This window comes from Pseudomonas laurylsulfatiphila (assembly GCF_002934665.1).
Lineage (GTDB): Bacteria > Pseudomonadota > Gammaproteobacteria > Pseudomonadales > Pseudomonadaceae > Aquipseudomonas > Aquipseudomonas laurylsulfatiphila.
Map to the genome: position 1 here is coordinate 25,674 of NZ_NIRS01000002.1, position 23,328 is coordinate 49,001.

Consider the following 23,328-nt stretch of genomic DNA (forward strand, 5'->3'; position numbering starts at 1 on the left):
ATTGCCTGAGAAATTCACGCGGTGCCAGAGGATTGAGCAGCTGCGGCCAAAGCCAACCGCTCGGCCCTCTTGTTTCGGGTGATCCAGTACACGAAATAACACCACGCGATAAAGGGCAGACCGAAGTAAAGCGCCACACGCTGCTCAGGATCAAAAGCGATACCCACACAGGCCAGCAGACAACACAACAGCGCACCGATCGGCACCCATGGATAGCCGCGCACACGGAAATGCAGGTCTTCAACTCGTCCGCCATTAGCGACGTATTGGCGACGGAACGCGATCTGGCTTGCAGCAATGCTCATCCACACGACGACGACCGCCAGACCGGAAATGGACACCAGGGCCAAGTAAACCGTGTCAGGGGCAAACACACTGCTGAGCAGAGAAGCCGCTGCACCCGCCATGCTAAGCACGATGGCGTTCACCGGTGTGCCACGACTGGAAAGCCTGGCGTAGCGCTTGGGCATATGTCCTTGATCGCTCAATGTCCACAGCATGCGCGAGGCTGCATACAACCCCGAGTTAGCGGCGGAAATCAGTGCCGTGAGAATGACGAAGTTCATGATGTCGGCAGAGTAAGGAATGCCAATCAGCTCAAACACCATGACGAATGGACTTTCTACGAGCCCCGCTTGCTCCCGTGGCAGTAACGTCGCAAGGACGAAAATTGTCCCCACGAAGAACAGCGCCAAACGTACCACTGTCGTGCGGATAGCCTTGGGCACGCTGGTTTGTGGATCTTGTGCTTCACCTGCCGCAATCCCGATCAGCTCGGTTCCGGAAAATGCGAAGGAGACCGCCAGGAGGGTCATGGCAATGGGCAGGAACCCGGTGGGGAACAGCCCTTCACGTGTGAAGTTGGAAAGTCCCGCCCCCTGCAAACTCTGGACTTGCAAAAGGCCGAAAATGGCCGCTCCGCCGATCGCAATGAAGGTGATAACGGTCAGAACCTTAATCAGCGAAAGCCAAAACTCAGTCTCCGCAAACAACCGCACAGAGACGACATTGCTGAAGAAGACTGCAAGGGCAAACAGCGCACTCCAGATCCAGACCGGTGTGTCAGGAAACCACCGAACCATCAGTATGCCCGCAGCGGTAAATTCCGAACCGATCGCTACTGCCCATGTGAGCCAGTAAAGCCAGGCCACTGTATAGCCTGTGCCTGGGCCCAGGTATCGCGTTGCGTAGCTACTGAACGATCCGGTTTCCGGCATTTGCACAGCCAACTCACCGAGACAGACCATGACCAGATACACCATCACCGCGCCGATGATGTAAGCGATCACCGCACCAAGCGGCCCTGCCTGATTAACCGTGTAACCGGAGGTCAGGAATAATCCCGTACCAATCACACCGCCCAGTGCCAACATCACGATGTGGCGTGTTTGCATTTCCTTTTTGAAACGCGAGTTTGGATCGGGCTGATTATCTTCGATATGCGTGGACATAGTTTTATTCTCATGAAATGTTCGGACAAACACCTTGTAACCGGCTGTTGGGCAGTACAATTTTGTCGTCGCTGGATTTTATTATTTTCATTCTTCATGAAGGGCTTAAGATGAATATCGAAAGTCCTGCCCGTATTCAGGCTTCTACTTCAATGAAACGTTGGGCACTGTCAGCGTGAAGGTTTGCATCACCTTGTTTACTTCGCACTAAAGCGAAGGCTTGTTTCAGATCAGCCAGTAAATCTGCCGAATCTTCAATACCTACGGACACTCGAACCAAACCTTCGGAAATGCCAAGTGCCTGACGCTCTTCCAGGGTATTTTCCACGTGACTGGTCGTCCGTGCTGGCCCATAAATGGTCTCGACAGCGCCCAGATTGCCCGCCCGATGCGCATATCTGAGCAGCGGCAGCAAACGAGTCACGGTGTCCATGCCTCCTTTGAGTACGAAGCTGACGATGGCGCCGAACCCGTTCATTTGCGAACAAGCGATGTCATGACCTGGATGTTGAGGCAACCCCGGATAATTCACCGACTCCACCAGCGGTTCGGTGCAGAGGTACTCGGCCAAAAGTTGTGCGCTCGCCTGTTGCTGGCGAAGACGCAGGGCCAGAGTCTTGATGCCCCGGATAATCAGATACGCCGAAAAAGGATCCAGCGAGGCCCCATTGATTTCGCGGTAATGGCGAACCTGAGACATCAAATGTTCGGCGCCGCACACCACGCCACCGAGTACATCACCATGACCGGACAGGAATTTGGTCGCGCTGTGCACAACCACATCAACCCCTAAAGCGAGCGGATTCTGATTCAGAGGCGTCGCGAATGTATTGTCCGCAACCACCAAAGCACCCACTTGCTTCGCCGCGGCCACAAGGCGCCGAACATCAACGATTTTCAGCGTTGGGTTCGTGGGTGTTTCCAGGTACAGGACGTTGCAGCCTTTCGCGATCTCCTGCTCAAGAACCACAGTGTCGAGCGTATCGCAAAGGGTAACTTCCACGCCCATGCGTGGAAGAAACTCCTCAAAAATCTTGTTCGTGCCACCGTAGCTGTCACGTGTAGATATCACGCGCTGCCCATAGGACAGGAAGGTGTGTAGCACACCGCTGATTGCGGCCATTCCGGTACTGAAAGCGACAGCGGACTCCGCGCTTTCGAGCTCGCAGAGTTTATCTTCCAGGACAGAGACAGTGGGATTGCTCATCCGGCTGTAAATGAAGCCAGGCTCCTTTCCCAAGGCCACGTCATACCACTTATCGATATCGTCATAGCCATAGGCGGCACTGACCACGATGGGGGTCTGGGTCGCATTGTAGGGATGTTGAACTTGCTCTCCTCCCCATACCACTCGAGTCCCCATCCCAACCTCTGAAGCCTGGACGGCGCGTTTCTTGTTTTCCATTAAATTGTCTCGCATCAAGGGAAACACGACCGTGTTCCAAGTGGGCTTGGGAGGACTATAAGGAAGGCTCAAGCTTGTGAAAAATCATGATATCTGGGAGTAAGGGGTGCTTTTTTTAATGGCTGGATGCGAGTTGCAGAGTGTCAAACCATTACTGGCTGAGACGTCCTCGCCAACATGCAGCGGCGAGGTATCACGAGCCTGGAGGTGCCGTACCAAAGCCAGGAGACGACCTACAAGGTCTTGCAGGCCCCCTACCCAGGCAACAAGAAGTACAATTTCCCCCGTCCCTTTCAGTCCTTGCTCAACTTGGGAATCGCAATTCGACTACTGGTCTTGACCTCGCGCAAAGCCAGGCTGGACTGAATCGACGCAATACCCACCTGACGCCTCAGCACCTGTTCGATAAAGTCACTGTAGCTATCAAGATCCTCTGCCAGCACTTGCAGCACGTAATCGGAATCACCGGTGATCTTGTGACAGGACAGCACTTCGGGCAGTTGCGCGATCACGGCTTCGAAGGCGTCCGGAGCGTGATCGGCGTGGGTGGAAAAACGGATGTGCACGAACGCCATGATGTCCAGTCCCAGCATGCGTCGATCGAGGTTGGCCTGATAGCCCTTGATGACACCCGCTTCCTCCATTCTTTTACGCCGTCGCCAGCAAGGCGTCAGGCTTAACGACAAGCGCTCGCTGAGCTCGGCGTTGGAAATGCTCGCATCTTCCTGCAACAACGTGAGTATCGCCAGGTCGGTCTCGTCGAGACTGATGCGTTTGGATGATTTTTTCTGCATTACGCCATTCCTGAGTAAAAACGCCCGAACAATCTGCACAACCGCGAAAACAAAGCAAAGAAATCGCATCCCGGCCAGAACAGAATGTTTGCACTGGTTCACAATAACGGATGCGCAGAATGTTTACAGTTTTCAGTGACTCTCACCGCTTGCACCATGGCACCGAATTGAAAGATGGCGTGCTCAAGCCGTCCTTCGAACAGCCCAGCCGAGCCGACACCGTCCATAGTCGAGTCAAGCAGGTCGGCCTTGGCCAGATCGTCGAACCGCGTGTGTTTGGCCGCTCGTGTTACGTCAACGCACACAGCGAGCGCTATGTCAGCTTCCTGGAAAACGCCTGGACAGAATGGTGTGCAACCGGACGTACCCATGATGCCCTGCCACTGGTATGGCCGGTGCGGGATCTGGCCAGCGAACAAGTGCCGACGTTCATCGACGGCAAGCTCGGTTTCTATGCCATGGACGCCGGCTCGCCCATTACCGCCACTACCTGGCAAGCGGTAAAAACCAGTGCCGATATCGCCCTCACCGGCCTCGCGCTGATCGATGAAGGCCACGACAGTGCCTTCGCCCTGTGCCGCCCGCCCGGCCATCACGCTGCGCGTGAATACATGGGCGGCTACTGCTATCTGAACAACGCCGCCATTGCCGCACAGCAGGCCATTACCCAAGGCGCCCGGCGTGTTGCGGTACTGGACGTCGATTTTCATCACGGCAACGGCACGCAGAACATTTTCTACGGGCGCAGCGACGTCATGTTTGTCTCGCTGCACGGCGAACCTGCGGTGTCCTATCCGTACTACTCGGGCTACAGCCACGAAGTCGGCGCAGGGCACGGCGAAGGTTACAACCTGAACTATCCGCTGCCGAAGAACACCACCTGGGAAAGCTACCGCAACGCCCTGCTCCACGCCTGCAAAAAACTTCAGCAGTTCGCCCCTGAAGTGCTGGTCATTTCACTCGGCGTCGACACGTTCAAGGACGACCCCATCAGCCATTTCCTGCTGGAAAGCGAAGACTTCATCGGCATCGGCGAGCTGATAGCGGGTGTGGGCTGCCCGACCCTGTTCGTGATGGAGGGCGGCTACATGGTCGATGAAATCGGGATCAATGCGGTCAACGTGCTGCATGGTTACGAGAGCAAGCGCGCCTGAGTCATCCCCTGCCCCACAACGTTGCCATTACTGAACCGGAGAATAACAACATGACTCTTTTTATAGACGTCGACCATGCCGCACGCTTGTTCGCCAGCGTGGGAATCCGTCGGGCAATCCGCGAGATGGCCGTTTACATCGAAGCTGACTATTCACGCTGGGCGCAGTTTGACAAGTCGCCGCGCACCGCCAATCACTCGGCCGACGGTGTGATCGAGTTGATGCCGACCGATGATGGTCAACAGTACTCGTTCAAATACGTCAATGGTCACCCGGACAACGGTCAAAGCAACTTGCTGACGGTCATGGCCTTCGGTGTCCTGGCCGATGTCCACAGTGGCTATCCAACCCTGCTCAGTGAACTGACGCTGACCACCGCAGTGCGCACCGCTGCTACCTCTGCCCTGGTCGCGAAGTCCCTGGCGCGCCCGGATGCAAGCATCATGGCAATCATCGGTAATGGCGCCCAGAGCGAATTTCAGGCACTTGCCTTCCATGAAATGCTGTCCATCAAGGAACTGCGCATATTCGATATCGACCGTGACGCCTCGCTCAAGTTGAAACACAACCTGTCCGCATTCCCGGATATCGAGGTGATCCTGGCCAGTTCGGTGCAGGAAGCGGTCAAGGGCGCGCATATCGTCACCACCGTCACCGCAGACAAAGCCTACGCAACGATCCTGACGCCCGAGATGATCGAGCCCGGCATGCATATCAATGCCGTCGGCGGTGACTGCCCGGGGAAAACCGAACTGCACGCCGACATCCTGCGCAATGCCCGAGTCATCGTTGAGTTTGAACCTCAGACCCGGATTGAAGGCGATATTCAACAACTGGAAGCCGACTTTCCCGTCGTCGAGTTCTTCCGGATTGTTCAGGGCGAAGTCCCGGGCCGCGAGAACGACGCACAGGTCACCGTTTTCGATTCGGTGGGTTTTGCCCTGGAAGACTTTTCGTCACTGCGCTACGTGCACGACCTGGCGCGGGAGCATGCCATCGGCGAGCGCATCCACCTCGTGCCGACTCCGGCCAACATAAAAAATCTCTACCAATTGCTTGATCAGTCGCCGGCCATCGCGCCTTCGCGGTTGCGCACAGTCCTCTGATAACCCAAAGGGGGTGCCCCTGTGCAAGTAGCCCGGAGGTTCGCCCCCTGCCCACCCTGCCACCCGCAAATCAGCACCCTCACTAGCCGTTGCATCCCAAACAAGAACCCTCGACACCCACTTTTCTGCCAAAACTCAAAAACATAAAATCAAGAGGTTTTGTAATGAAATCGATTCCGTCCGGGCTGCCTGAACAGCCCGCGCTGCAGCGCACCCTCAGCAATCGTCACATTCAGTTAATGGCCATGGGAGGCGCCATCGGGACAGGCCTGTTCATGGGCTCCGGGAAGATCATCGCCCTCTCCGGCACGTCGATCATCCTCATCTACATGATCATCGGCCTGTTCGTTTACTTCGTCATGCGCGCCATGGGCGAACTGTTGCTCTCCAACTTGAACTTCAAAAGCTTCGCGGACTTTGCCGGTGCCTACCTCGGCCCGCGAGCGGCGTTCTTCCTCGGCTGGTCATACTGGCTGAGCTGGAGCGTCGCGGTGGTGGGCGACGCGGTCGTGGTCGGCGGATTCTTTCAGTACTGGTTCCCCGATGTACCCGCCTGGATACCGGCCATCGGCATGCTACTGACGCTGTTCGCCTTGAACGTACTGACCGTCAGGCTTTTCGGTGAAGTGGAGTTCTGGTTCGCGATCATCAAGATCATTGCTGTCGTCACTCTGATCGGCGTCAGCATGGTGATGATTGCCAGTTCCTTTGTCTCACCCAATGGCGTCACTGCATCCCTGAACCACCTGCTGGATAAACAGGCAGCCTTCCCCAACGGCCTGCTAGGTTTCTTCGCCGGATTCCAGATGGCAATCTTCTCATTTGCCGGTACCGAGCTGATCGGCACTGCCGCCGCTGAAACCCGTTCCCCCGAGAAGACCCTGCCTAAAGCCATCAACTCGATTCCGCTGAGAATCATCCTGTTTTATGTACTGGCACTGGCCTGCATCATTGCAGTGACTTCCTGGCAACAGGTTTCGCCCAGCAAGAGCCCCTTCGTCGAACTGTTTCTGGTTGCAGGGTTTCCCGCGGCAGCCGGTATCGTCAACTTTGTGGTGCTGACGTCAGCGGCCTCATCGGCCAACAGTGGCGTGTTTTCATCCAGCCGCATGCTGTTCGGACTGGCCAGTCACGACAATGCGCCAGGGATTTTTCGACGGTTGTCGGGCAATAGCGTGCCGCTGGCGAGCTTGGCGTTCACCACACTGTTGATGCTGGTGGGTGTGCTGTTGCTGTTCATCGTTCCGCAAGTCATGACCGCGTTCACGATCGTCTCTACCGTGTCGGCAATCCTGGTGATTTTCACCTGGTCAACCATCCTCGCGTCGTACATTGCCTATCGCAAAAGCCGACCCGACTTGCATGCGCAATCGGCCTACAAGATGCCTGGCGGTGTACCGATGGCTTGGTTCTCCCTGGCGTTCCTGGGCTTTGTTCTTTGCCTGCTGGCACTCAGACCTGACACCCGTATCGCTTTAATGGTCATGCCGGGGTGGTTCATCTGGTTGGCAATTGCCTACCGTTTGACCCATTCCAGGAAGCGCAAACTGTCTGCTGGTTCGGCAAGTCAATACAGTTGATGTTCAGCTGCACAATGCAGGCGCAGGCCGTCAAGTAACACTGACGGCCTGCTCTGCCAGACGCTTGAATTAGCGGAGTCATTGCCATGAACACTTCAGAAAAAATCTTCGTTATTGGCGTGCAAGCCAAGTGATGGTTCCTGAAGCGCCGCTCTCGCCACGGCCTTCATTGCGTAACCATCGGGTTGCGCAATGATCAACTCCTCTTCGGTCAGTCGTTGAAGGACTCATCGCGATGTTTTTTGCTCTGCACTTCTGCCCTCTGCAGGCTCATCGAATGGAAGCGGTGCATCGCTATCGCGGCGAACGGCGAAGACGTTCAGGGTCATCGCCACCAGTGCGTAGTAACCGAAGACCCCAATGAGCTCGACGACAGCCGGCTCGCCGAACGCTTTGACAGCGTCGGCGTAAAGCAGGTCGTCGACACGCCGTGCCTCGTACAGCGACTTGCCCACTCGATAAACCAGCAGTTCATCTGCTCGGGTGAAGGGTGGGAAGCTTTGCTGACGCAATGCTTCGATGATCGGATCGGTCAGGCCGGCAGAACGTGCGATGGGTTCATGGATCTGCCACTCGGCCTGGGATTGCCACCATGCCGCGGTGTAGAGGATCGCCAGCTCGGTCAAACGCAGTTCCAGGCGAGTCCCATAACGGCAGAATGCGCCCAGTCGCTGTGCGTGGTTGGCCAGTTCGGGACTGTGAATCCAGGCCAGAAAAGGCCCGTCGAGGTTGCCGCGCGGGCCGTTGAGGATTTCGTTGAGAACGGCGCGCTGGGCCTCGTTCATCTGTGCTTCGTCAAGGGGTGTCAGGCGCGATTGAATAGCCATGGCGATGATTCCTTAGAGACCTTTGAGCGTAATGTTCAGGGCACGCAGGAGCTTGTCCGCGACCTCGTCCAGATGATGGTCTTCCAGGATGAACGGCGGGGCCAGGAGGATGTGATCACCGTACTGACCGTCGACGGTTCCACCCATCGGGTAACACATCAGTCCTTCTGCCATGGCGGCTTTCTTGAGCCTGGCGTGTAACCTGAGCGCTGGATCGAACGGCGCCTTGCTGTCGCGATCAGCTACCAGCTCGATGCCCTGGAACAGGCCACGCCCGCGAATGTCACCCACATGGGGATGGTTACCCAACTGGTCGAGCAGCCGCGTGCGCAGTCCCTCGCCCAGTTGATTGACGCGAGCCAGCAAGTTGCGCGACTCGATGGCCTGCTGCACCGCCAGCGCGGCGGCGCATGCCGTGGCATGGCCAATGTAGGTATGGCCGTGTTGAAAGAACCCCGAGCCATGGGCGATGGCATCGCGGATTTTCTTGCTCACCAGCGTCGCGCCGATCGGCTGGTAACCTGCGCCCAATCCTTTGGCAATGGTGATCAGGTCCGCGGTGATCCCTTCCTGTTCGGCCGCGAACAAAGTCCCGGTCCGGCCCATGCCGCACATGACCTCATCAAGGATCAACAACACGCCGTGGCGGTCGCACACCTCACGAACCCGCTTGAAATAACCAGGCACGGCGGCGACAGCGCCCAAGGTCGCGCCAACCACGGGCTCGGCGACGAATGCCATGACGTTTTCGGCACCCAGGCGCAGAATTTCATCTTCAAGTTCAGCGGCCAGGCGCATGCCCATTGCCTCGGCCGTTTCTCCGGTCTTCTGTTCGCGGTAGGCGTAGCAAGGGCTGACATGGCTGACGTTGATCAGCAGCGGTTCGAACTGCTTGCGCCGCCATGCGTTACCCCCCGTGGCCAGCGCACCGAGCGTATTGCCGTGATAGCTCTGACGGCGTGCGATCAAGTGCTTGCGCTGCGGCTGACCGATCTCGATGAAATACTGGCGGGCCAGTTTCAATGCCGCTTCCACGGCTTCGGAACCACCCGAGACGAAGTACACCGACTCAATCCCTTCAGGTGCCCGCGCTACCAGGAAATCCGCCAGATCCTCCATCACCTGCGTGGTGAAGAATGACGTGTGCGCATAGGCCAATTGACCGACCTGGTTGCGAATGGCGGCAATCACTTCGGGATCGCTATGGCCAAGGCACGACACAGCAGCACCGCCGCTGGCATCGAGGTAGCGACGACCATCGCTGTCGATCAAGTAGGGGCCATCGCCTTGAACGGCCGTTGGATAGCTTTGTGTAAGGCTGCGATGAAAGACGTGGCTCATGATCCCCTCCGGATGATTTTCGCAAATAATATGTGCATAAAATTCAATTGCAATATTTTTTTGCTCTGGAGAATCCGGTCGATCGCTGCAAAAATAGCCACAAAGACCAATAAAATCTGGTTATGCCCTGTAATTGCAGGTGCCAAATCATCCGCAAAATTTATTTGCAGTTATAATATTTGCACGTATATTTTGCATCAAAGCATACGTTTCGTGCGCCTCCTCTCCAGGTGGCTAGCCGGGCCTACAACAAAAACAGTGGAGTGAATCGCCTTGGATCACTCGAAAAACAGACTGCCGCTACCCCAACCGCCCCGGGATTGCCCTGGGGTTTGTACTCACCTGAAGAGAAAACACGCATGAGAAACCTTCTGAAGGCATCACTGGCTGTAATGGCACTGGTCGGCGCATCGGGCTGCTTTGCCGCTGGCAAGGAACTGCTCGTGGCAACGGACACGGCGTTCGTACCTTTCGAGTTCAAACAGGGCAACGAATACGTCGGTTTCGACATCGACCTGTGGGCAGCGATCGCCAAGGAAATGGGCGTCACTTACAAGCTCAAACCGATGGACTTCAACGGCATCATTCCCGCCCTGCAGACCCACAACGTCGATGTTGCGCTGGCCGGCATCACCATCAAGGAAGAACGCAAACAGGCCATCGATTTCAGCGACGGCTACTACGACAGCGGCTTCCTGTTGATGGTCAAAAGCGACAATGACGCGATCAAGGGAGAAGCGGATATCGCCGGCAAGACCCTGGCGGTGAAGAGCGGTACCTCGGCAGCCGACTATGCCAAGGCCAACCTGAAGGCCAGCGATCTGCGACAGTTCCCCAATATCGACAATGCCTATCTGGAACTGCGCACCGGTCGCGTCGACGCCGCCATGCACGACACGCCAAACGTTTTGTACTACATCAAGACGGCGGGTGAAGGCCAGGTCAAAGCCGTCGGCCAACAGATGATGGCCCAGCAATATGGCATTGCGTTTCCCAAGGGCAGCGAGTTGCGCGAACAGGTCAATGCGGCACTGAAGAAGGTCCGTGACAACGGCACCTATGCGCAGATCTACCGCAAGTGGTTCGGCACCGATCCGCAGTAACTCCCCTGCCCTTCATTAAAAAAGAGAATTCAGCATGCATTTCCAATGGAGCGCCATCTGGGATGCGCTGCCGGTACTGCTCGAGGGCGCCAAGCTGACCTTGTGGATCTCGATCCTGGGTCTGATCGGTGGCGCCATCATCTGCGTAGTCGCGGGCTTTGCCCGCGCCTACGGCGGTTTTCTCAGCAGCCGTGTTGCGCTCGTTTTCATCGAACTGATTCGTGGCACTCCGATCATGGTGCAGGTCATGTTCATCTACTTCGCCCTGCCAATGATGGTGCCGGTGCGCATCGATCCGTTCAGCGCGGCGGTGGTGACCATCATGCTCAACTCCGGCGCCTACATTGCCGAAATCACCCGCGGTGCGGTGCTGTCGATCAACCGTGGATTTCGCGAGGCCGGACTGGCGCTGGGATTATCCGGCAGAGACACGCTGCGCTACGTCATTGCGCCGCTGGCCTTCCGGCGGATGATCCCGGCGCTGGGCAACCAGTGGATCGTCAGCATCAAGGACACTTCACTGTTCATTGTCATTGGTGTCGCTGAACTGACCCGCCAGGGGCAGGAAGTCATTGCCGGTAATTTCCGCGCGATGGAAATCTGGTCGGCGGTGGCCATCATCTATCTGATCATCACCCTGGTATTGAGTTACGTGCTGCGGCGCATGGAATCGAGGTTGAAAATCCTATGATCGAGTTCAAAGGTGTCTCCAAGCACTTTGGCAGTACTCAAGTGCTGCATGACAACCTGAAGATTTCCAGCGGCGAAGTGGTCGTGATCATTGGCCCGTCTGGATCAGGCAAGTCGACGCTGTTGCGCTGCATCAACAAGCTCGAAGAGATTAGCGCGGGCCAGTTGATCGTCGATGGACTGGAGGTCAACAACCCCAAGGTCGATGAGCGGCTGATTCGCCAGGAAGCCGGAATGGTTTTCCAGCAGTTTCACCTGTTCCCGCAGATGACCGCACTGCAGAACGTGGCCTTCGGCCCGGTGCGGGTGCGTGGCGCCAGCCGTGCGGAAGCCGAGGCAATCGCCGCCGGGCTTCTGGCAAAAGTCGGCCTCGCCGAGCGGGCCAATCACTACCCGTCCGAATTGTCCGGTGGTCAGCAACAGCGAGTGGCCATTGCCCGTGCGCTGGCGGTCAAGCCCAAGCTGATGCTGTTCGACGAGCCGACTTCGGCACTGGACCCGGAGTTGCGTCATGAAGTGCTCACCGTCATGAAGTCGCTGGCCGAGGAAGGCATGACCATGGTGATCGTCACCCATGAAGTGGACTTTGCCCGCAAGGTCGCCACTCGACTGATCTTTATCGACAAGGGCCGAATCGCCGAGGACGGGCCACCCGCCACGCTGATCGCCAACCCTCCCAGCCCGCGCCTGCGGGAATTTCTACAGCACGTATCCTGAGGAGACGTCATGACGTTGTCCCAAATTCATCTTGAAGGCGACGCGCACGCGATAGGTCATGGCCTCGGTGTCTTCGGGCGTGATGCCGTGCATCGGCACTTGCGTCCACTGGCACTCTGGCAATACCTGGCTTCGCTGGCGCAAACGCCAGCCGCCGCGCAGATGCGTCAAGCCGTGCAAACAGCGTTTCCTCGTTACTGGCAGGAAATCGAAGGACTGGCCGCTGGCTTGCAACTGCCGTTCAATGAAGTGTTCATGTGGAACTGCCGGGGTGACTTCGTTCACCCGCAAAGCGTGGATGGCTGCACCACGGTGTTCGGTCCTGCTGGGGGCGGCACGCTGATCGCTCACAATGAGGACGGCTTGCCACAACTCAGGGGAAGCTGCGCATTCGCCCATGTCAAACCCGAGTCAGGCCTGGCGTTCAGCAGCTTTGTCTATCCGGGTTCTTTGCCTGGACATACACTGGCCGTCAACGAGCGCGGACTGGTGGCGACCGTCAACAACATTCGCCCAGCGAGCATTCCAGCCGGCATCCCTCGACAGATCCTGGGCCGCGCAACGCTTGACGCCCACACCCTCCAGGAAGCGATTGCGATAGTGACCCGAACCGACCGCGCCGGTGCGTTTCACCATACGTTCGGCCAGGCCGGGAGCCATCGGGTCGTCAGTGTCGAGGCCAGCGCCGAAGGCAGTGCCATCAGGGAGGTGCGCAGGCCGGGCGGGCATTCGAACCACCTGATCGCACCGTCGCTGAACCGGGTCCCTCAACGCATCACCGCCAGCTCGGGCGCCCGGCAACGATGCGTAGACCAACAGTTGCAGCAGGTACCTGGCGATCTGGATGCGGATTTGTCTTTGGGTATACTGCGCGACACTTCGGGTGGGCACCTGCCTGTGTACCGCACCGCCGCCGATGATCCGGACGATGAAAACACCTTGGCCACCGGGGTTTTCCTGATCAGCGCCAGCGCTGTAAAGTGGCGGATTCATACAAAGCCAGACACCGGCCGACCCGATATCGAGGGCGTAGTACTCAACCCTCTCGGCCAAAGTTAGCGCTATGAGAAAAACAGGATGCCCCGGAGAAAAGCTGTCCCGGGCACTCTGGTGAAAACCACGCCAGGGGTAGTCTTCGCGATGACCCCTGGCGCGGTAGAATGACCAGTTTTCACGCGTCGCAGCACCGATTTCCCAAGCACTCAAGGTCGAGTGGCGACCGCCCAACAGCTTATGGATGCCCCTGATGACTATTGCCCCGGCAGAATTACCTGACACTTTGAATGGCCTCAAGCAATTGCTCGAAGCCATCGAACGGCGCGAGGTGGATATCGCCTTGGGCAGCAGCTCCAGGCGCGTATTGATGGCGCTGATCGAGTCGCCGCAACGCACCGCTGTATCTTCGATCAGTGAGCTGGCGGAGCAACTGGACGTCAACGCCTCGACGCTGTCCCGGCTGGCACAACGCCTGGGCTATGGCGGCTTCAGCAAATTGCAGGACGTCTTTCGCCGGGAGATCACCGAAGGCAAGCATTTCTACAGTGACCAGGCCTCGCAACTGGTGGTCAATGCGGGTGACAAGGACATCCTCAATCAGTTGACTCGCCTGGGTCGTCAGGAAAGCGCAAACATCGCCAGCATGATCGAGCAGGTTGATCCCGACGTGTTTGTCCAGACCGTCGAGTTGCTGGCCAGTGCCCACCGGGTACGGATCCACGGTATGCGCCAATTCAATTCGCTCGCGCTCTTCATGTCCTACGGCCTGGGCATGTTGCGCCCGGATGTGGCGGCGCTTGATTCCAGTCGCCAGGGTGTGGCGGATGCCCTTGCGCAACTGGATGTGGGCGATGTACTGGTGGTGTCCAGCTGCTTTCCCTACACCCCCAGCGTGCTCGCCACTGCCGAAGTGGCTGCCCGCCACGGGATCAGGGTCATTGCGCTGACCGACTCATCCAGCTCGCCGCTGGCCAAGGTTGCATTGCACAGCTTCTATGTACCCAACCACAGTCTGTTCTTCAGCAACAGCATGTGCGCCTTCATGTTGCTGGCGCAGGCGTTGTTGAGTGCCGTTGCCAGCAAGCTGGGCGAGGCGTCCGTTTCAGCGTTGAAACATCGTGAAAGCCTGATCGACGAACTCAACGCTTCGCTGTAAGGCCGGGTCTGGAGGTTCGAGTACTGAATCACCTCTGCTATCTGCAATGCTCAAATCGCACTTTCTTGCAGACTGCACGCCCCAGTGGATGAACACGGATCGCAAGTCCTTGTTTACCGGCGTATTGGCTGGCCGATGCCTTTGGCACAGGAAATGCGATAGCTACCGGGACGCCTCAATGCCACACCCCGTTGAGGCTCAATTCCACGCTAGCTGAGGCAGCCAACATGAACGCGATTGACCTTCTGAAAGCCGATCATCAAACCGTGAAAGCCATTCTTGCTCAATTGAGCGAATCGACTGATAAAGCGATCAAGAAACGCACTGACCTCCTGGATAAGCTGGAGATGGAGATTTCCATCCATACAAAACTGGAAGAAGAAATCCTCTACCCAGCCTTCAAGGCGGCCGGGACCAAGGAGCAGGACGTCTTGTACTTCGAAGCGAAGGAAGAACATCGCACCGTCGACTCGCTGGTATTACCGGATCTGAAGCAGACTGATCCGGGCACGCCGGAATTTGCCGGGCGGGTGAAGGTCGTCAAAGAGCTGCTGGAGCACCACATTGAAGAGGAGGAAACCGAAATGTTTCCTCAGGCGAAAAAACTATTGGGAAAATCCAGGCTCGACGACCTCGGCGAGCAAATGGAAGCGATGAAAGCCAGTTGCAAGAAGGAATGGGCCGCAACCCATATGGCAGCCTGACGCCTGCCCGGTCGCGAAGTCCTGTCTACAGCCGTAATACTTAAGGACGAACACTGTAACTGTGGCGAGGGAGCTTGTCGGATCGCCGCACCGTCCCGCTGGACTGTGCAGCAGTCCCATTAGGGCCGCTACGCGCCCCAGCGGGAGCAAGCTCCCTCGCCACAGGTTGCTTATTTTTTTGCATAGGTATAGGGGGTATGCCTATCATGCGCAAAGCATAGGTAGGGGGGGTATCCATCCAATGGGCCATATCGCAGCAAACAAAGACGATCTTCTCAAGCGTGTAAAACGTATTGCCGGACAAATCCAGGCCGTTGAACGCGCATTGGAATCGGATCTCGATTGCGCCAGGACACTGCACCTTGTGGCCGCCACTCGCGGCGCCATCAACGGCTTGATGGAAGAAATCATCGAGGACCACGCGCGTGAACATGTCGCGAACCCTGCCCTGAGCGAAGCAGAGCGCAACAAGGGCGTCGAGGAGTTGCTTGAAGCCATTCGCCGTTACTCCAAGTGAACATATCCAGGTAGACATCATGAGCAGCCCCCACATCAACTACAGGCACGACCACGTGTTCCTTGGCCCGGCGCACGACGAAAATGCCAGGCGCACGCTTTGGGTTGTGGCATTGACCCTTGTGATGATGGTTGGCGAGATCACCGCCGGGTACATCACGGGCTCGATGGCGCTACTGGCCGATGGTTTTCACATGGCAACCCATGCCGGTGCATTGGGCATCGCGGCGGCCGCTTACGGATACGCAAAGCGCCATGCCTACAGCCAGCGCTACAGTTTCGGTACCGGAAAGGTTGGAGACTTGGGCGGGTTCGCCTCGGCGCTGATCCTCGGCATGGTCGCCCTGGGCATCGGCGTTGAGTCTGTCATGCGCCTCTTGCAACCAACGCAAGTTCAGTTCGGCACCGCGACGCTCATCGTGATTGCCGGTCTGATCGTCAACGTCATCAGTGCCCTGCTGCTGGGCTACGATCATAGTCATGGGCACAGTCATGGGCACGATCATGATGATCACGGCTATGCCCATGCCCATGCCCATCACGGCAACGACAACAACCTGAAATCCGCCTACGTCCATGTCATCGCAGACGCGCTGACTTCGGTGCTGGCCATTGTTGCACTGCTCGCCGGCCGGTATCTGGGCTGGGTATGGCTGGACCCGGTGATGGGCATCGTCGGCGCCATCGTTATCGCGCGTTGGGCCTGGACCTTGATGGGGACCACCGCAGGTGTGCTGCTCGATCAGACCGATGCGCACGTTGCCGAGGAAATCCGCGAACGGGTCGAGAAACCGGGGGATGCCACCATCACGGACTTGCACGTCTGGCGAATCGGGCCGCAAGCCCATGCGGCCATCGTCAGCGTCCTTGGCGAAGCCACGGCGAGCGCCGACAGCATTCGTGAACGTCTTAAACCTGTGCACGAAGTCAGCCACCTGACGGTCGAGTTTCGACCGGCCTGATCCCGCATCTCCCCACTCTTGTCTCCAAAGGAACCCCTAATAATGCCACCAGGGAAACGTGAACTGGCGCGGATCGAACGCCGGTTGATCACCACGCTCACCGAAGCGTGCGAAACAGCCAAAGGTGAAATCAAAGGCTTTACCTGGCTCACCCACACCGCTGACTTGAATGCGTTGACTGAAACCCTGAAGGTCATCTGGGTGTTCGAAACTCTGGCTGACAGGCAGCTCGCCCAGGTTGACGCGAAGGCGCGCATCCTTGAGTTGACGGCCATCGCGTTGAATGAGGCCAACATCGACCTGACCCCTTCAGACCGCACTGTCCGCTTCGACTCTGAGCAAGAGTGCCAACGCACTCACGGCGGCGACTGGAAAAGTCGCCTGGCTCAATCACGGATGGCCAAAGGTGACTGAAAATGGCTAAGGAAATCGAAAACCCGTGCATTGCCGTTTGCCAACTCAGTGGTGATCTGTGTGTCAGTTGCGGGCGAAGCAAGGAAGACATCAGAAAGTGGAAACGCATGAAGCGGCCTGAAAAAATGGCCGCTGTGCAACGGGCGAATGTGCGCTTGAAAGGGCTCAGGAAAGCACAGGGTTAATCACTTCCTCAGCATTCAACAGTCGATGCAAGCGGTAACCAGACGCACACTTCGAATCCGTCCCGTCGACCTGTTGCAGGGGAGATCAATTTCATTCTCGCGTTGACCCCCTGCACTATGGTTTTGGCAATCGCCAACCCCAGCCCTGAACCGCTGATTTCACTGTTTCCCCGCACAAAGCGCTCGGTGAGCCTCTGCAATACCGGCTCAGGCACCGGCGGGCCACCATTGACTACCCGCAGCAGCGCCTGGTCGGTGAGGCTGACTTCGACCGGTTGATCCGCGGTGCCATACTTGAGCGCATTCTCGATCAGGTTGCGCAACAGGATTGCAAAAGCGTCCGGATCAATCGTCGAGTACACGCTCGTCCGGGTTGGCAGGTGCAACTCGATTCGGTGCCCACCGCTGTGGTTCCACTCATCAACCACATGCGCCAACAACGGAATGAGGTCCTGGGGCGCTTCGGACAACAGCCCACCCCCCTCGGCCTTGGCCAGTTGCATGAGTTTTTCCGAGAGCCGCGTCAGTTCGCGCAACGCGCTTTCAATTTTAGCTGCGCGTAACCGCAACGGGCCTTCGGGCGCTTCGTGACGCAAACGCTGGATCTGCGCCAGGGTCGCGGCCAGTGGTGTGCGCAGTTCATGGGCGCTGTTGGCAGTAAAGCTGCGCTCGGTCTCCAAGGCCTTGCGCAAACGCTCCAGCAGGTGGTTGACCGCTTCGGCCAACGGATTGATTTCGGCCGGCAGGCGGGCCACCTGGATCGGCGACAGATCCCCCACGCCCCGAGCCTCCACTGCACGGCGATAGGCCAATACACTGCGCAGGCTGATGCGCACAAACATCCAGGTGCCAAACAGGCTGATGGGAATCAACGCCAATAACGGCAACAACAAGGCAAGCAACGCTTCGCGTGCCGCTTCACGGCGATGCTCAAGCGGTTCGGCAATTTCGATAAACACCGTTTGACGCAGCGCGCTGGCGGCGTACAGGCGGTATTTTTTAGTGGTTGAAAAGCCTTCGGCCGGTTGTTGGTTGAAGATCTTCGGGTTGGCGTCGTGGGACTGCATCAGGATCTGGCCCTTGGCATCGCGCACCAGATACGTCAGGTATTCCTTGTGCATTTTCAGGGTGGCGACATGCTGTGCCTCACGGGGATTTTCCCGGTTGCTGATTTCCAGCACCGCCAGGGGCAGGATGCGCTGCGCGGTCTCCTCCAGCGCACTGTCGAACGCCTCGTTCAATTCATGTTGCACCACCAGCCAGGCACCGACGGTTGCCGCCAGCCACAGTAAGGTCGTGCCCAAGGTCAGCCCCAGGCCGAGACGTTTTTGCAGGCTTGACGACGGCTTCATGCGCACACCAACCGGTAGCCCATGCCCCGCACGGTTTCTATCAGGTCGCGCCCGAGTTTTTTACGCAGACGGCTGATATAGACCTCGATGGTATTGCTCTCGATTTCGGCGCCGAAGGCATATAGCCGCTCTTCCAGCTGCGACTTGGACAGCAGCGCGCTGGGGCGCTGCACAAATGCCTCGAACAGCGCCCACTCGCGCGCCGTGAGGTCCACCGTCGCGCCAGCCCGCTGCACTGTGCGTGCACTCATGTCGACCTGCAGATCACCGAGCTTGATCTGTGGATTGGGGTTGCCGCTGTAACGCCGGGCCACCGCCGCCACACGGGCCGAGAGCTCAAACAGGTCGAACGGTTTGACCAGGTAGTCGTCGGCTCCGGCGTTGAGGCCCGCGATACGATCGGAAATCTGATCCTGGGCAGTCAGGATAATCACCGGCGTCACATCCCCTGCCGAGCGTTGCTGACGCAAAAAATCCAGCCCGCGACCGTCCGGGAGCATCAGATCCAGCAGGATCAGGTCGTAAGGCGTGGTGCGTACGCTGTTGCGCGCATGGTCCAGGCGCTGCACCCAATCGACCGCGTGGCCGTCATCGGCGATCTGCTCGCGCACCGCCTCCCCCAATCCCGGTGCGTCCTCGACCAATAAAACCCGCATCTGGCCCCTCCTGTGATGGTTGTCGTGCAGCACCTTAATCGCCTTACCTGACGTGAATCTGAAGATTCAGCTGGTTGTCAGGAATGCACCTTAGGGTATGCCACAGACGCCGACCTCGACGGGAGACAGATCATGAAATCAGTTTTTATTGCCAATGCCACGCTGGTGAGCCTGCTGCTCAGCGGTTACGCCCTGGCCGATGACGACTGCAGCGACCCGGTGAGCGACTGGCAACCGCGCGAAACCTTGCGTCAGCAGGTAGAGCGACAGTATGGCTGGAGCGTGCAGCGCATCAAGGTCGACGACGGTTGTTATGAGCTCAAGGGGTTGGACCGCAAAGGCAATGCCATCGAAGCCAGCTATTCACCGGCATCACTGCGCCTGCACACACTCGAGATCCATTTCCGGGACGACGGCGATGCCAGGGATTACCTCGGCAGCCCGCTCACCGAATGACACCTCGCCTGTCGATGAGTTTTTCCTGCGCTTCAGGTTGCTGTCAGCAAGCAGGTCCAGGCTCTCGACCTAACGATCAAAAGGACACCGCCATGAAAAAGATCATCACAGCAACTTGCCTCGCAGGGGCCATTGCCCTGCCGGGACTGGCCCAGGCCCGTGAGGTGACCTTGACCACACAGCTCAAGGACTACGGCGGCAATGATGCCTATCTGGCGATCTACGTCACCGACGCCAATGGCCAATACCAGAAAACCCTCTGGGTGGCCGGCAAGAAGGCCAAATATTACAAACACCTGGGCGATTGGGTTCGTGGCAGTGGGATGAACCCGAGCGAGTTTGACGGCGTCAGCGGCGCCAGTGTCGGCAGTGGGCGCACGCTCAAAGTCAGCGTCGAACTGGCAGACACCCTGATTGATGCCGGGTATCAGATCCGTATCGACAGCGCCGTCGAGGACAAACGTGACGCCCGCGCCGATGTCAGCGTGCCCCTGACGTCCAAGGGCGCAGGCAAGCAGGCAACCGGCAGTAGCTACGTCGACTCCTTTACTTACGATCTGTAGCACCCGCCAATTCTGGAGGCTGAACATGCTTCGTCAGTTCCATTCCCTGCCTGGCCTGATCGCCGCCCTGTTGGTCATGCTGTTGGCCATCAGCGGCGCGATCCTGTCTGTCGACCCGGCCCTGGAACGCCTGCACAGCACGCCCTCGCCTGCCGGACAACAAAACGTCGGCCAACTGGCCGGGCGCGTTGCCAGCCACTTTCCGGGCGTGGAGCAGATCCAGCGCACGGCGTCCGGCACGGTGATCGTTTACTACAACCAGAACGGCCAGGCCGGGGCGGAAAAGGTCGACCCACTGACCGGCGAAGGCCTCGTACCTTACGAGCCATCCGCGTTCTCACGTTGGGTGAAAGACCTGCACCGCTCGCTGTTCCTTGGCACGCCGGGCCATGGCGTGTCAGGTGTCGGTGCGCTGTTCATGCTGATGCTGTCGGTGTCCGGTGCGCTATTGCTGGCCCGGCGCCTGGGCGGCTGGCGTAACCTGCTGCAGCCACTGCGGGGCACCTTCAGTCAGCGCTGGCATGCTGAAGTCGGGCGACTGGCACTGCTCGGGCTGCTGCTGTCAGCATTGAGCGGGCTCTACATGTCCGCCACCACTTTTGGTTTTATCGCCGACGGCAGTCAAAGTGAACCTGCCTTCCCCGCCCATGTCAGCGCCGGCCCGGCCTTGCCGGTGGCGAACCTGCAAGCCTTGCAGGCCACCGACCTGAATGACTTGCGCGAACTGGTCTTTCCGAGTCCCGGCAACCCGAGGGACGTGTTTTCCCTGCGCACGGCCCAGGGCGACGGCTACGTGGATCAGGCCAGCGGCGCCTTGCTGTCCTATCAAGCTCACGACTCGATGCACAACCTCTACCAATTGATCTATCAGCTGCACACCGGCGAAGGTCTCTGGTGGCTGGGCCTGCCGCTCGGGCTCTGTGCCCTCTGCGTACCGTTGATGAGCGTGACCGGCATTCTGTTGTGGTGGCGACGCCGCAAGTCTGGCCCGAACATCCGCCACAACAGCCCGGCCCACTGCGCCGACAGCGTGATTCTGGTGGGCAGCGAAAACAACAGCACCTGGGGTTTTGCCAAAACCTTGCACGACGCCTTGCACCAGAGTGGCCACCAGGTGCACAGCGCGGCTATGAATGAATGGAGCGGCGATTGCCGCAATGCCCAACGGGTGTTCATCCTCACCGCAACCCACGGTGACGGCGATGCACCGGCCTCGGCTTCGCGGTTCCTGGCGCGGCTGGCCAAAACCGGCCTCAAGCCGGGCCTGCCCTATGCAGTGCTGGGCATGGGCGACCGCCAGTTTGCGCAGTTCTGCCAGTATGCCCATCAAGTGCAGGACGCGATGTTGCAGGCCGGTGGCTCGCCCTTGCTGGGGCTGGAAACCGTCAACCGCCAGTCACCTCAGGAATTTGCGCGCTGGGGCCACTCGCTGGGCGAAGTGTTGGGGCAGGATCTGGTGCTGGTTCACACCCCGCAGCCGCCGCGCAAGCATCAATTGCAGCTGACAGAGCGGATTGCCTATGGCGAACAGGTGAATGCGCCGACCCACGTACTGCGCTTCAAAGCCTGCGGCGAGCTGCCGGGCTTTCTGGTCGGTGACCTGGTCGGGATTCTGCCCCCGGGCAGCCCGATCCCGCGTTTCTACTCGCTGGCCAGCGGTTCCCAGGACGGCGTGCTGGAGATCTGTGTGCGTAAACACAACGGTGGCATGTGCTCGGAATTCCTTCATGGCCTGACCATCGGCGCGCACATCGAAGCTTTCATCCAGCCCAACCCGCAATTTCGGCCGGCATCGGGCACGCACCCGGTAATCCTGATCGGCGCCGGCACCGGCATTGGTCCTCTGGCCGGGTTTATTCGCAACAACAAAGCCCGACACCCAATGCACCTGTATTGGGGCGGGCGCAACCCGGCCTCGGACTTTCTCTATGAACCGGAGCTCAACCAATACTTGTCGGACCGACGCCTGACGGCACTGCGCGCGGCCTTCTCTCAGGTTCAGGACCGTTGCTACGTGCAAGACCGACTGATCGGCGATGCCCTGGCCTTGCGCCGGTTGATTGAAAAAGGTGCCCAGGTGCTGGTTTGTGGCAGTCGCGAAATGGCCAAGGGCGTGATGCAGGCCCTCGATGAAGTGATGGCGCCTCTGAACCTGAGTGTGCTGACCCTCAAGGCACAAGGACGCTACCGTGAAGACGTCTACTGAGTTGCAACGCTACAGCCTGAACGGCGAAACCATGGGCACCCGCTACACCGCCCTGTTTTATGCCGAAGCCGGGATCGATACCGACGAAATTGGCCATCGCCTGGCGCGTGCCGTAACCCGGGTGGACCAGCAAATGTCCACTTGGAAACCCGACTCGGACCTCAACCGCCTCAATGCCGCCCCCGAGCAGGAATGGGTGCCCGTGCCCAAGGAACTGGCCACGGTACTGTCAGCAGCACTGCGCGTCAGTCAGCAATCCGGCGGCGCCTTCGACATTGCTGTCGGCGACCTGGTTAACGCCTGGGGGTTCGGCCCCGGGGAGCAAAGGGTCACGGAGCAGGCGATGGGCTCGATTGCGCCGCGCCCCCGACTGTCAGCCAGCGCCGCGTTGGTGGTTGAGCCCCAACGCAATCAGGCGCGCAAGCGCGCGCCGTTGAACCTTGACTTGAGTGGCATCGCCAAAGGTTTTGGCGTGGATGAACTGGCCCGCTGCCTGGAAGGTTTGGGCATCGACCGCTATCTGGTCGGCATCGATGGCGAGATGCGCGCCCGGGGCGTCAAACCTGACGGCCAGTGCTGGGCCGTGGCCCTGGAAAAGCCCAATCGGGGCGTGCGAGAAGTCATGGGCGTGATGGAGCTTAGCGATGCCGCAATCGCCACCTCCGGGGACTATCGACACTGGATCGATGTGGCCGGTCAGTCCTATGCTCATACCATGAACCCGGCCACCGGCACGCCGCTGTGCAACCCGCTCGCCGCCGTCACCGTGGTGGCAGCCTCGTGCATGCTCGCCGATGCCTGGGCCACGGCGTTAATGGTGCTGGGCGAAACCGAGGGCCCACGTCTGGCTCAAGAACGCGGGATGGACGCGCTGTTCGTGCTGCGCGAGGGTGCACAGTTCAAAGAAGTATCCATTGTCGGCGGCCGTTTGCAGGCGCAGATTGAAACCCGCTGACGCCGAGTGCCGGCCCGCTCCGAACCCGTCCGATGTGAA

General features: G+C 58.6%; 24 protein-coding genes. 17 read left to right on the forward strand and 7 right to left on the reverse strand.

Features of this window, described 5'->3' with window-relative positions:
- Nucleotides 1–14: 14 nt before the first annotated feature.
- The 3 genes from CD175_RS05980 to CD175_RS05990 form a co-directional block, all read right to left on the reverse strand.
- Complete coding sequence (locus CD175_RS05980; protein ID WP_104448108.1) at nt 15–1,451, reverse strand: amino acid permease; 1,437 nt, start codon at nt 1,449–1,451, stop codon at nt 15–17.
- Between the two features lie 136 nt (nt 1,452–1,587).
- Nucleotides 1,588–2,856, reverse strand: coding sequence for a cystathionine gamma-synthase family protein (locus tag CD175_RS05985; protein ID WP_104448820.1), 1,269 nt, complete (start codon nt 2,854–2,856; stop codon nt 1,588–1,590).
- 293 nt (nt 2,857–3,149) lie between these two features.
- Nucleotides 3,150–3,650, reverse strand: a complete 501-nt coding sequence (locus tag CD175_RS05990; RefSeq protein ID WP_007974741.1) for an Lrp/AsnC family transcriptional regulator — start codon at nt 3,648–3,650, stop codon at nt 3,150–3,152.
- Between the two features lie 119 nt (nt 3,651–3,769).
- On the opposite strand from CD175_RS05990, the gene CD175_RS05995 reads away from it, so the two are divergent.
- The 3 genes from CD175_RS05995 (at nt 3,770) to CD175_RS06005 (ending at nt 7,490) form a co-directional block, all read left to right on the forward strand.
- Nucleotides 3,770–4,804, forward strand: a complete 1,035-nt coding sequence (locus CD175_RS05995; protein WP_104448109.1) for a histone deacetylase family protein — start codon at nt 3,770–3,772, stop codon at nt 4,802–4,804.
- A 50-nt stretch (nt 4,805–4,854) separates the two neighbouring features.
- Nucleotides 4,855–5,910: an ornithine cyclodeaminase gene (locus CD175_RS06000; RefSeq protein ID WP_104448110.1), complete on the forward strand. Its 1,056-nt coding sequence runs from the start codon at nt 4,855–4,857 to the stop codon at nt 5,908–5,910.
- A gap of 164 nt (nt 5,911–6,074) precedes the next feature.
- Complete coding sequence (locus tag CD175_RS06005) at nt 6,075–7,490, forward strand: amino acid permease (RefSeq protein ID WP_104448111.1); 1,416 nt, start codon at nt 6,075–6,077, stop codon at nt 7,488–7,490.
- A 227-nt stretch (nt 7,491–7,717) separates the two neighbouring features.
- Here CD175_RS06005 and CD175_RS06010 read toward each other — a convergent pair whose 3' ends face one another.
- Entirely contained in the window at nt 7,718–8,317 is a 600-nt protein-coding gene (locus CD175_RS06010; RefSeq protein WP_104448112.1) for a carboxymuconolactone decarboxylase family protein, read from the reverse strand.
- A 12-nt stretch (nt 8,318–8,329) separates the two neighbouring features.
- On the reverse strand, nt 8,330–9,658 hold the full coding sequence (locus CD175_RS06015) for an aspartate aminotransferase family protein (RefSeq protein WP_104448113.1): 1,329 nt from the start codon (nt 9,656–9,658) through the stop codon (nt 8,330–8,332).
- Between the two features lie 359 nt (nt 9,659–10,017).
- Between CD175_RS06015 and glnH the strand changes: the two genes are divergently transcribed.
- From glnH to CD175_RS06065, 10 genes are all read left to right on the forward strand, one after another.
- The gene (gene glnH, locus CD175_RS06020) at nt 10,018–10,761 is read left to right on the forward strand and encodes a glutamine ABC transporter substrate-binding protein GlnH (RefSeq protein WP_097085901.1); all 744 of its coding nucleotides are present in this window, start codon (nt 10,018–10,020) and stop codon (nt 10,759–10,761) included.
- Nucleotides 10,762–10,795: 34 nt separating this feature from the next.
- Entirely contained in the window at nt 10,796–11,452 is a 657-nt protein-coding gene (gene glnP / locus CD175_RS06025) for a glutamine ABC transporter permease GlnP (RefSeq protein WP_104448114.1), read from the forward strand.
- Entirely contained in the window at nt 11,449–12,168 is a 720-nt protein-coding gene (gene glnQ, locus CD175_RS06030; RefSeq protein WP_104448115.1) for a glutamine ABC transporter ATP-binding protein GlnQ, read from the forward strand. Before glnP ends, glnQ begins: the two co-directional genes overlap by 4 nt.
- A 9-nt stretch (nt 12,169–12,177) precedes the next feature.
- On the forward strand, nt 12,178–13,227 hold the full coding sequence (locus CD175_RS06035; protein WP_104448116.1) for a C45 family autoproteolytic acyltransferase/hydrolase: 1,050 nt from the start codon (nt 12,178–12,180) through the stop codon (nt 13,225–13,227).
- A 187-nt stretch (nt 13,228–13,414) separates the two neighbouring features.
- The gene (locus CD175_RS06040) at nt 13,415–14,320 is read left to right on the forward strand and encodes a MurR/RpiR family transcriptional regulator (RefSeq protein ID WP_104448117.1); all 906 of its coding nucleotides are present in this window, start codon (nt 13,415–13,417) and stop codon (nt 14,318–14,320) included.
- Between the two features lie 227 nt (nt 14,321–14,547).
- The gene (locus CD175_RS06045; protein ID WP_102700420.1) at nt 14,548–15,024 is read left to right on the forward strand and encodes a PA2171 family ribosome-binding persister protein; all 477 of its coding nucleotides are present in this window, start codon (nt 14,548–14,550) and stop codon (nt 15,022–15,024) included.
- Between the two features lie 241 nt (nt 15,025–15,265).
- Nucleotides 15,266–15,541: a metal/formaldehyde-sensitive transcriptional repressor gene (locus tag CD175_RS06050; protein WP_007974809.1), complete on the forward strand. Its 276-nt coding sequence runs from the start codon at nt 15,266–15,268 to the stop codon at nt 15,539–15,541.
- A gap of 19 nt (nt 15,542–15,560) precedes the next feature.
- Complete coding sequence (dmeF, locus tag CD175_RS06055; protein WP_104448118.1) at nt 15,561–16,502, forward strand: CDF family Co(II)/Ni(II) efflux transporter DmeF; 942 nt, start codon at nt 15,561–15,563, stop codon at nt 16,500–16,502.
- A gap of 42 nt (nt 16,503–16,544) precedes the next feature.
- The gene (locus CD175_RS06060) at nt 16,545–16,916 is read left to right on the forward strand and encodes a hypothetical protein (RefSeq protein ID WP_104448119.1); all 372 of its coding nucleotides are present in this window, start codon (nt 16,545–16,547) and stop codon (nt 16,914–16,916) included.
- Between the two features lie 2 nt (nt 16,917–16,918).
- Nucleotides 16,919–17,101, forward strand: coding sequence for a DUF1289 domain-containing protein (locus tag CD175_RS06065; RefSeq protein WP_007974813.1), 183 nt, complete (start codon nt 16,919–16,921; stop codon nt 17,099–17,101).
- A gap of 8 nt (nt 17,102–17,109) precedes the next feature.
- On the opposite strand, the gene CD175_RS06070 is transcribed toward CD175_RS06065, so the two are convergent.
- Nucleotides 17,110–18,453: a sensor histidine kinase gene (locus tag CD175_RS06070; protein WP_104448120.1), complete on the reverse strand. Its 1,344-nt coding sequence runs from the start codon at nt 18,451–18,453 to the stop codon at nt 17,110–17,112.
- Complete coding sequence (locus tag CD175_RS06075) at nt 18,450–19,109, reverse strand: response regulator transcription factor (protein WP_007974816.1); 660 nt, start codon at nt 19,107–19,109, stop codon at nt 18,450–18,452. Before CD175_RS06075 ends, CD175_RS06070 begins: the two co-directional genes overlap by 4 nt.
- A gap of 132 nt (nt 19,110–19,241) precedes the next feature.
- On the opposite strand from CD175_RS06075, the gene CD175_RS06080 reads away from it, so the two are divergent.
- From CD175_RS06080 to CD175_RS06095, 4 genes are all read left to right on the forward strand, one after another.
- A complete protein-coding gene (locus CD175_RS06080; RefSeq protein ID WP_104448121.1) occupies nt 19,242–19,565 on the forward strand; it encodes a PepSY domain-containing protein in 324 nt (107 codons plus the stop codon).
- 92 nt (nt 19,566–19,657) lie between these two features.
- The gene (locus CD175_RS06085; RefSeq protein ID WP_104448122.1) at nt 19,658–20,128 is read left to right on the forward strand and encodes a DUF2271 domain-containing protein; all 471 of its coding nucleotides are present in this window, start codon (nt 19,658–19,660) and stop codon (nt 20,126–20,128) included.
- A 25-nt stretch (nt 20,129–20,153) separates the two neighbouring features.
- Nucleotides 20,154–22,334: a PepSY domain-containing protein gene (locus CD175_RS06090; RefSeq protein ID WP_104448123.1), complete on the forward strand. Its 2,181-nt coding sequence runs from the start codon at nt 20,154–20,156 to the stop codon at nt 22,332–22,334.
- Nucleotides 22,318–23,289 carry an FAD:protein FMN transferase gene (locus CD175_RS06095; RefSeq protein WP_240628922.1) on the forward strand — a complete coding sequence of 324 codons (972 nt, stop codon included), beginning with the start codon at nt 22,318–22,320 and terminating at the stop codon, nt 23,287–23,289. The genes CD175_RS06090 and CD175_RS06095 overlap by 17 nt, the downstream gene beginning before the upstream one ends.
- Nucleotides 23,290–23,328: the final 39 nt, after the last annotated feature.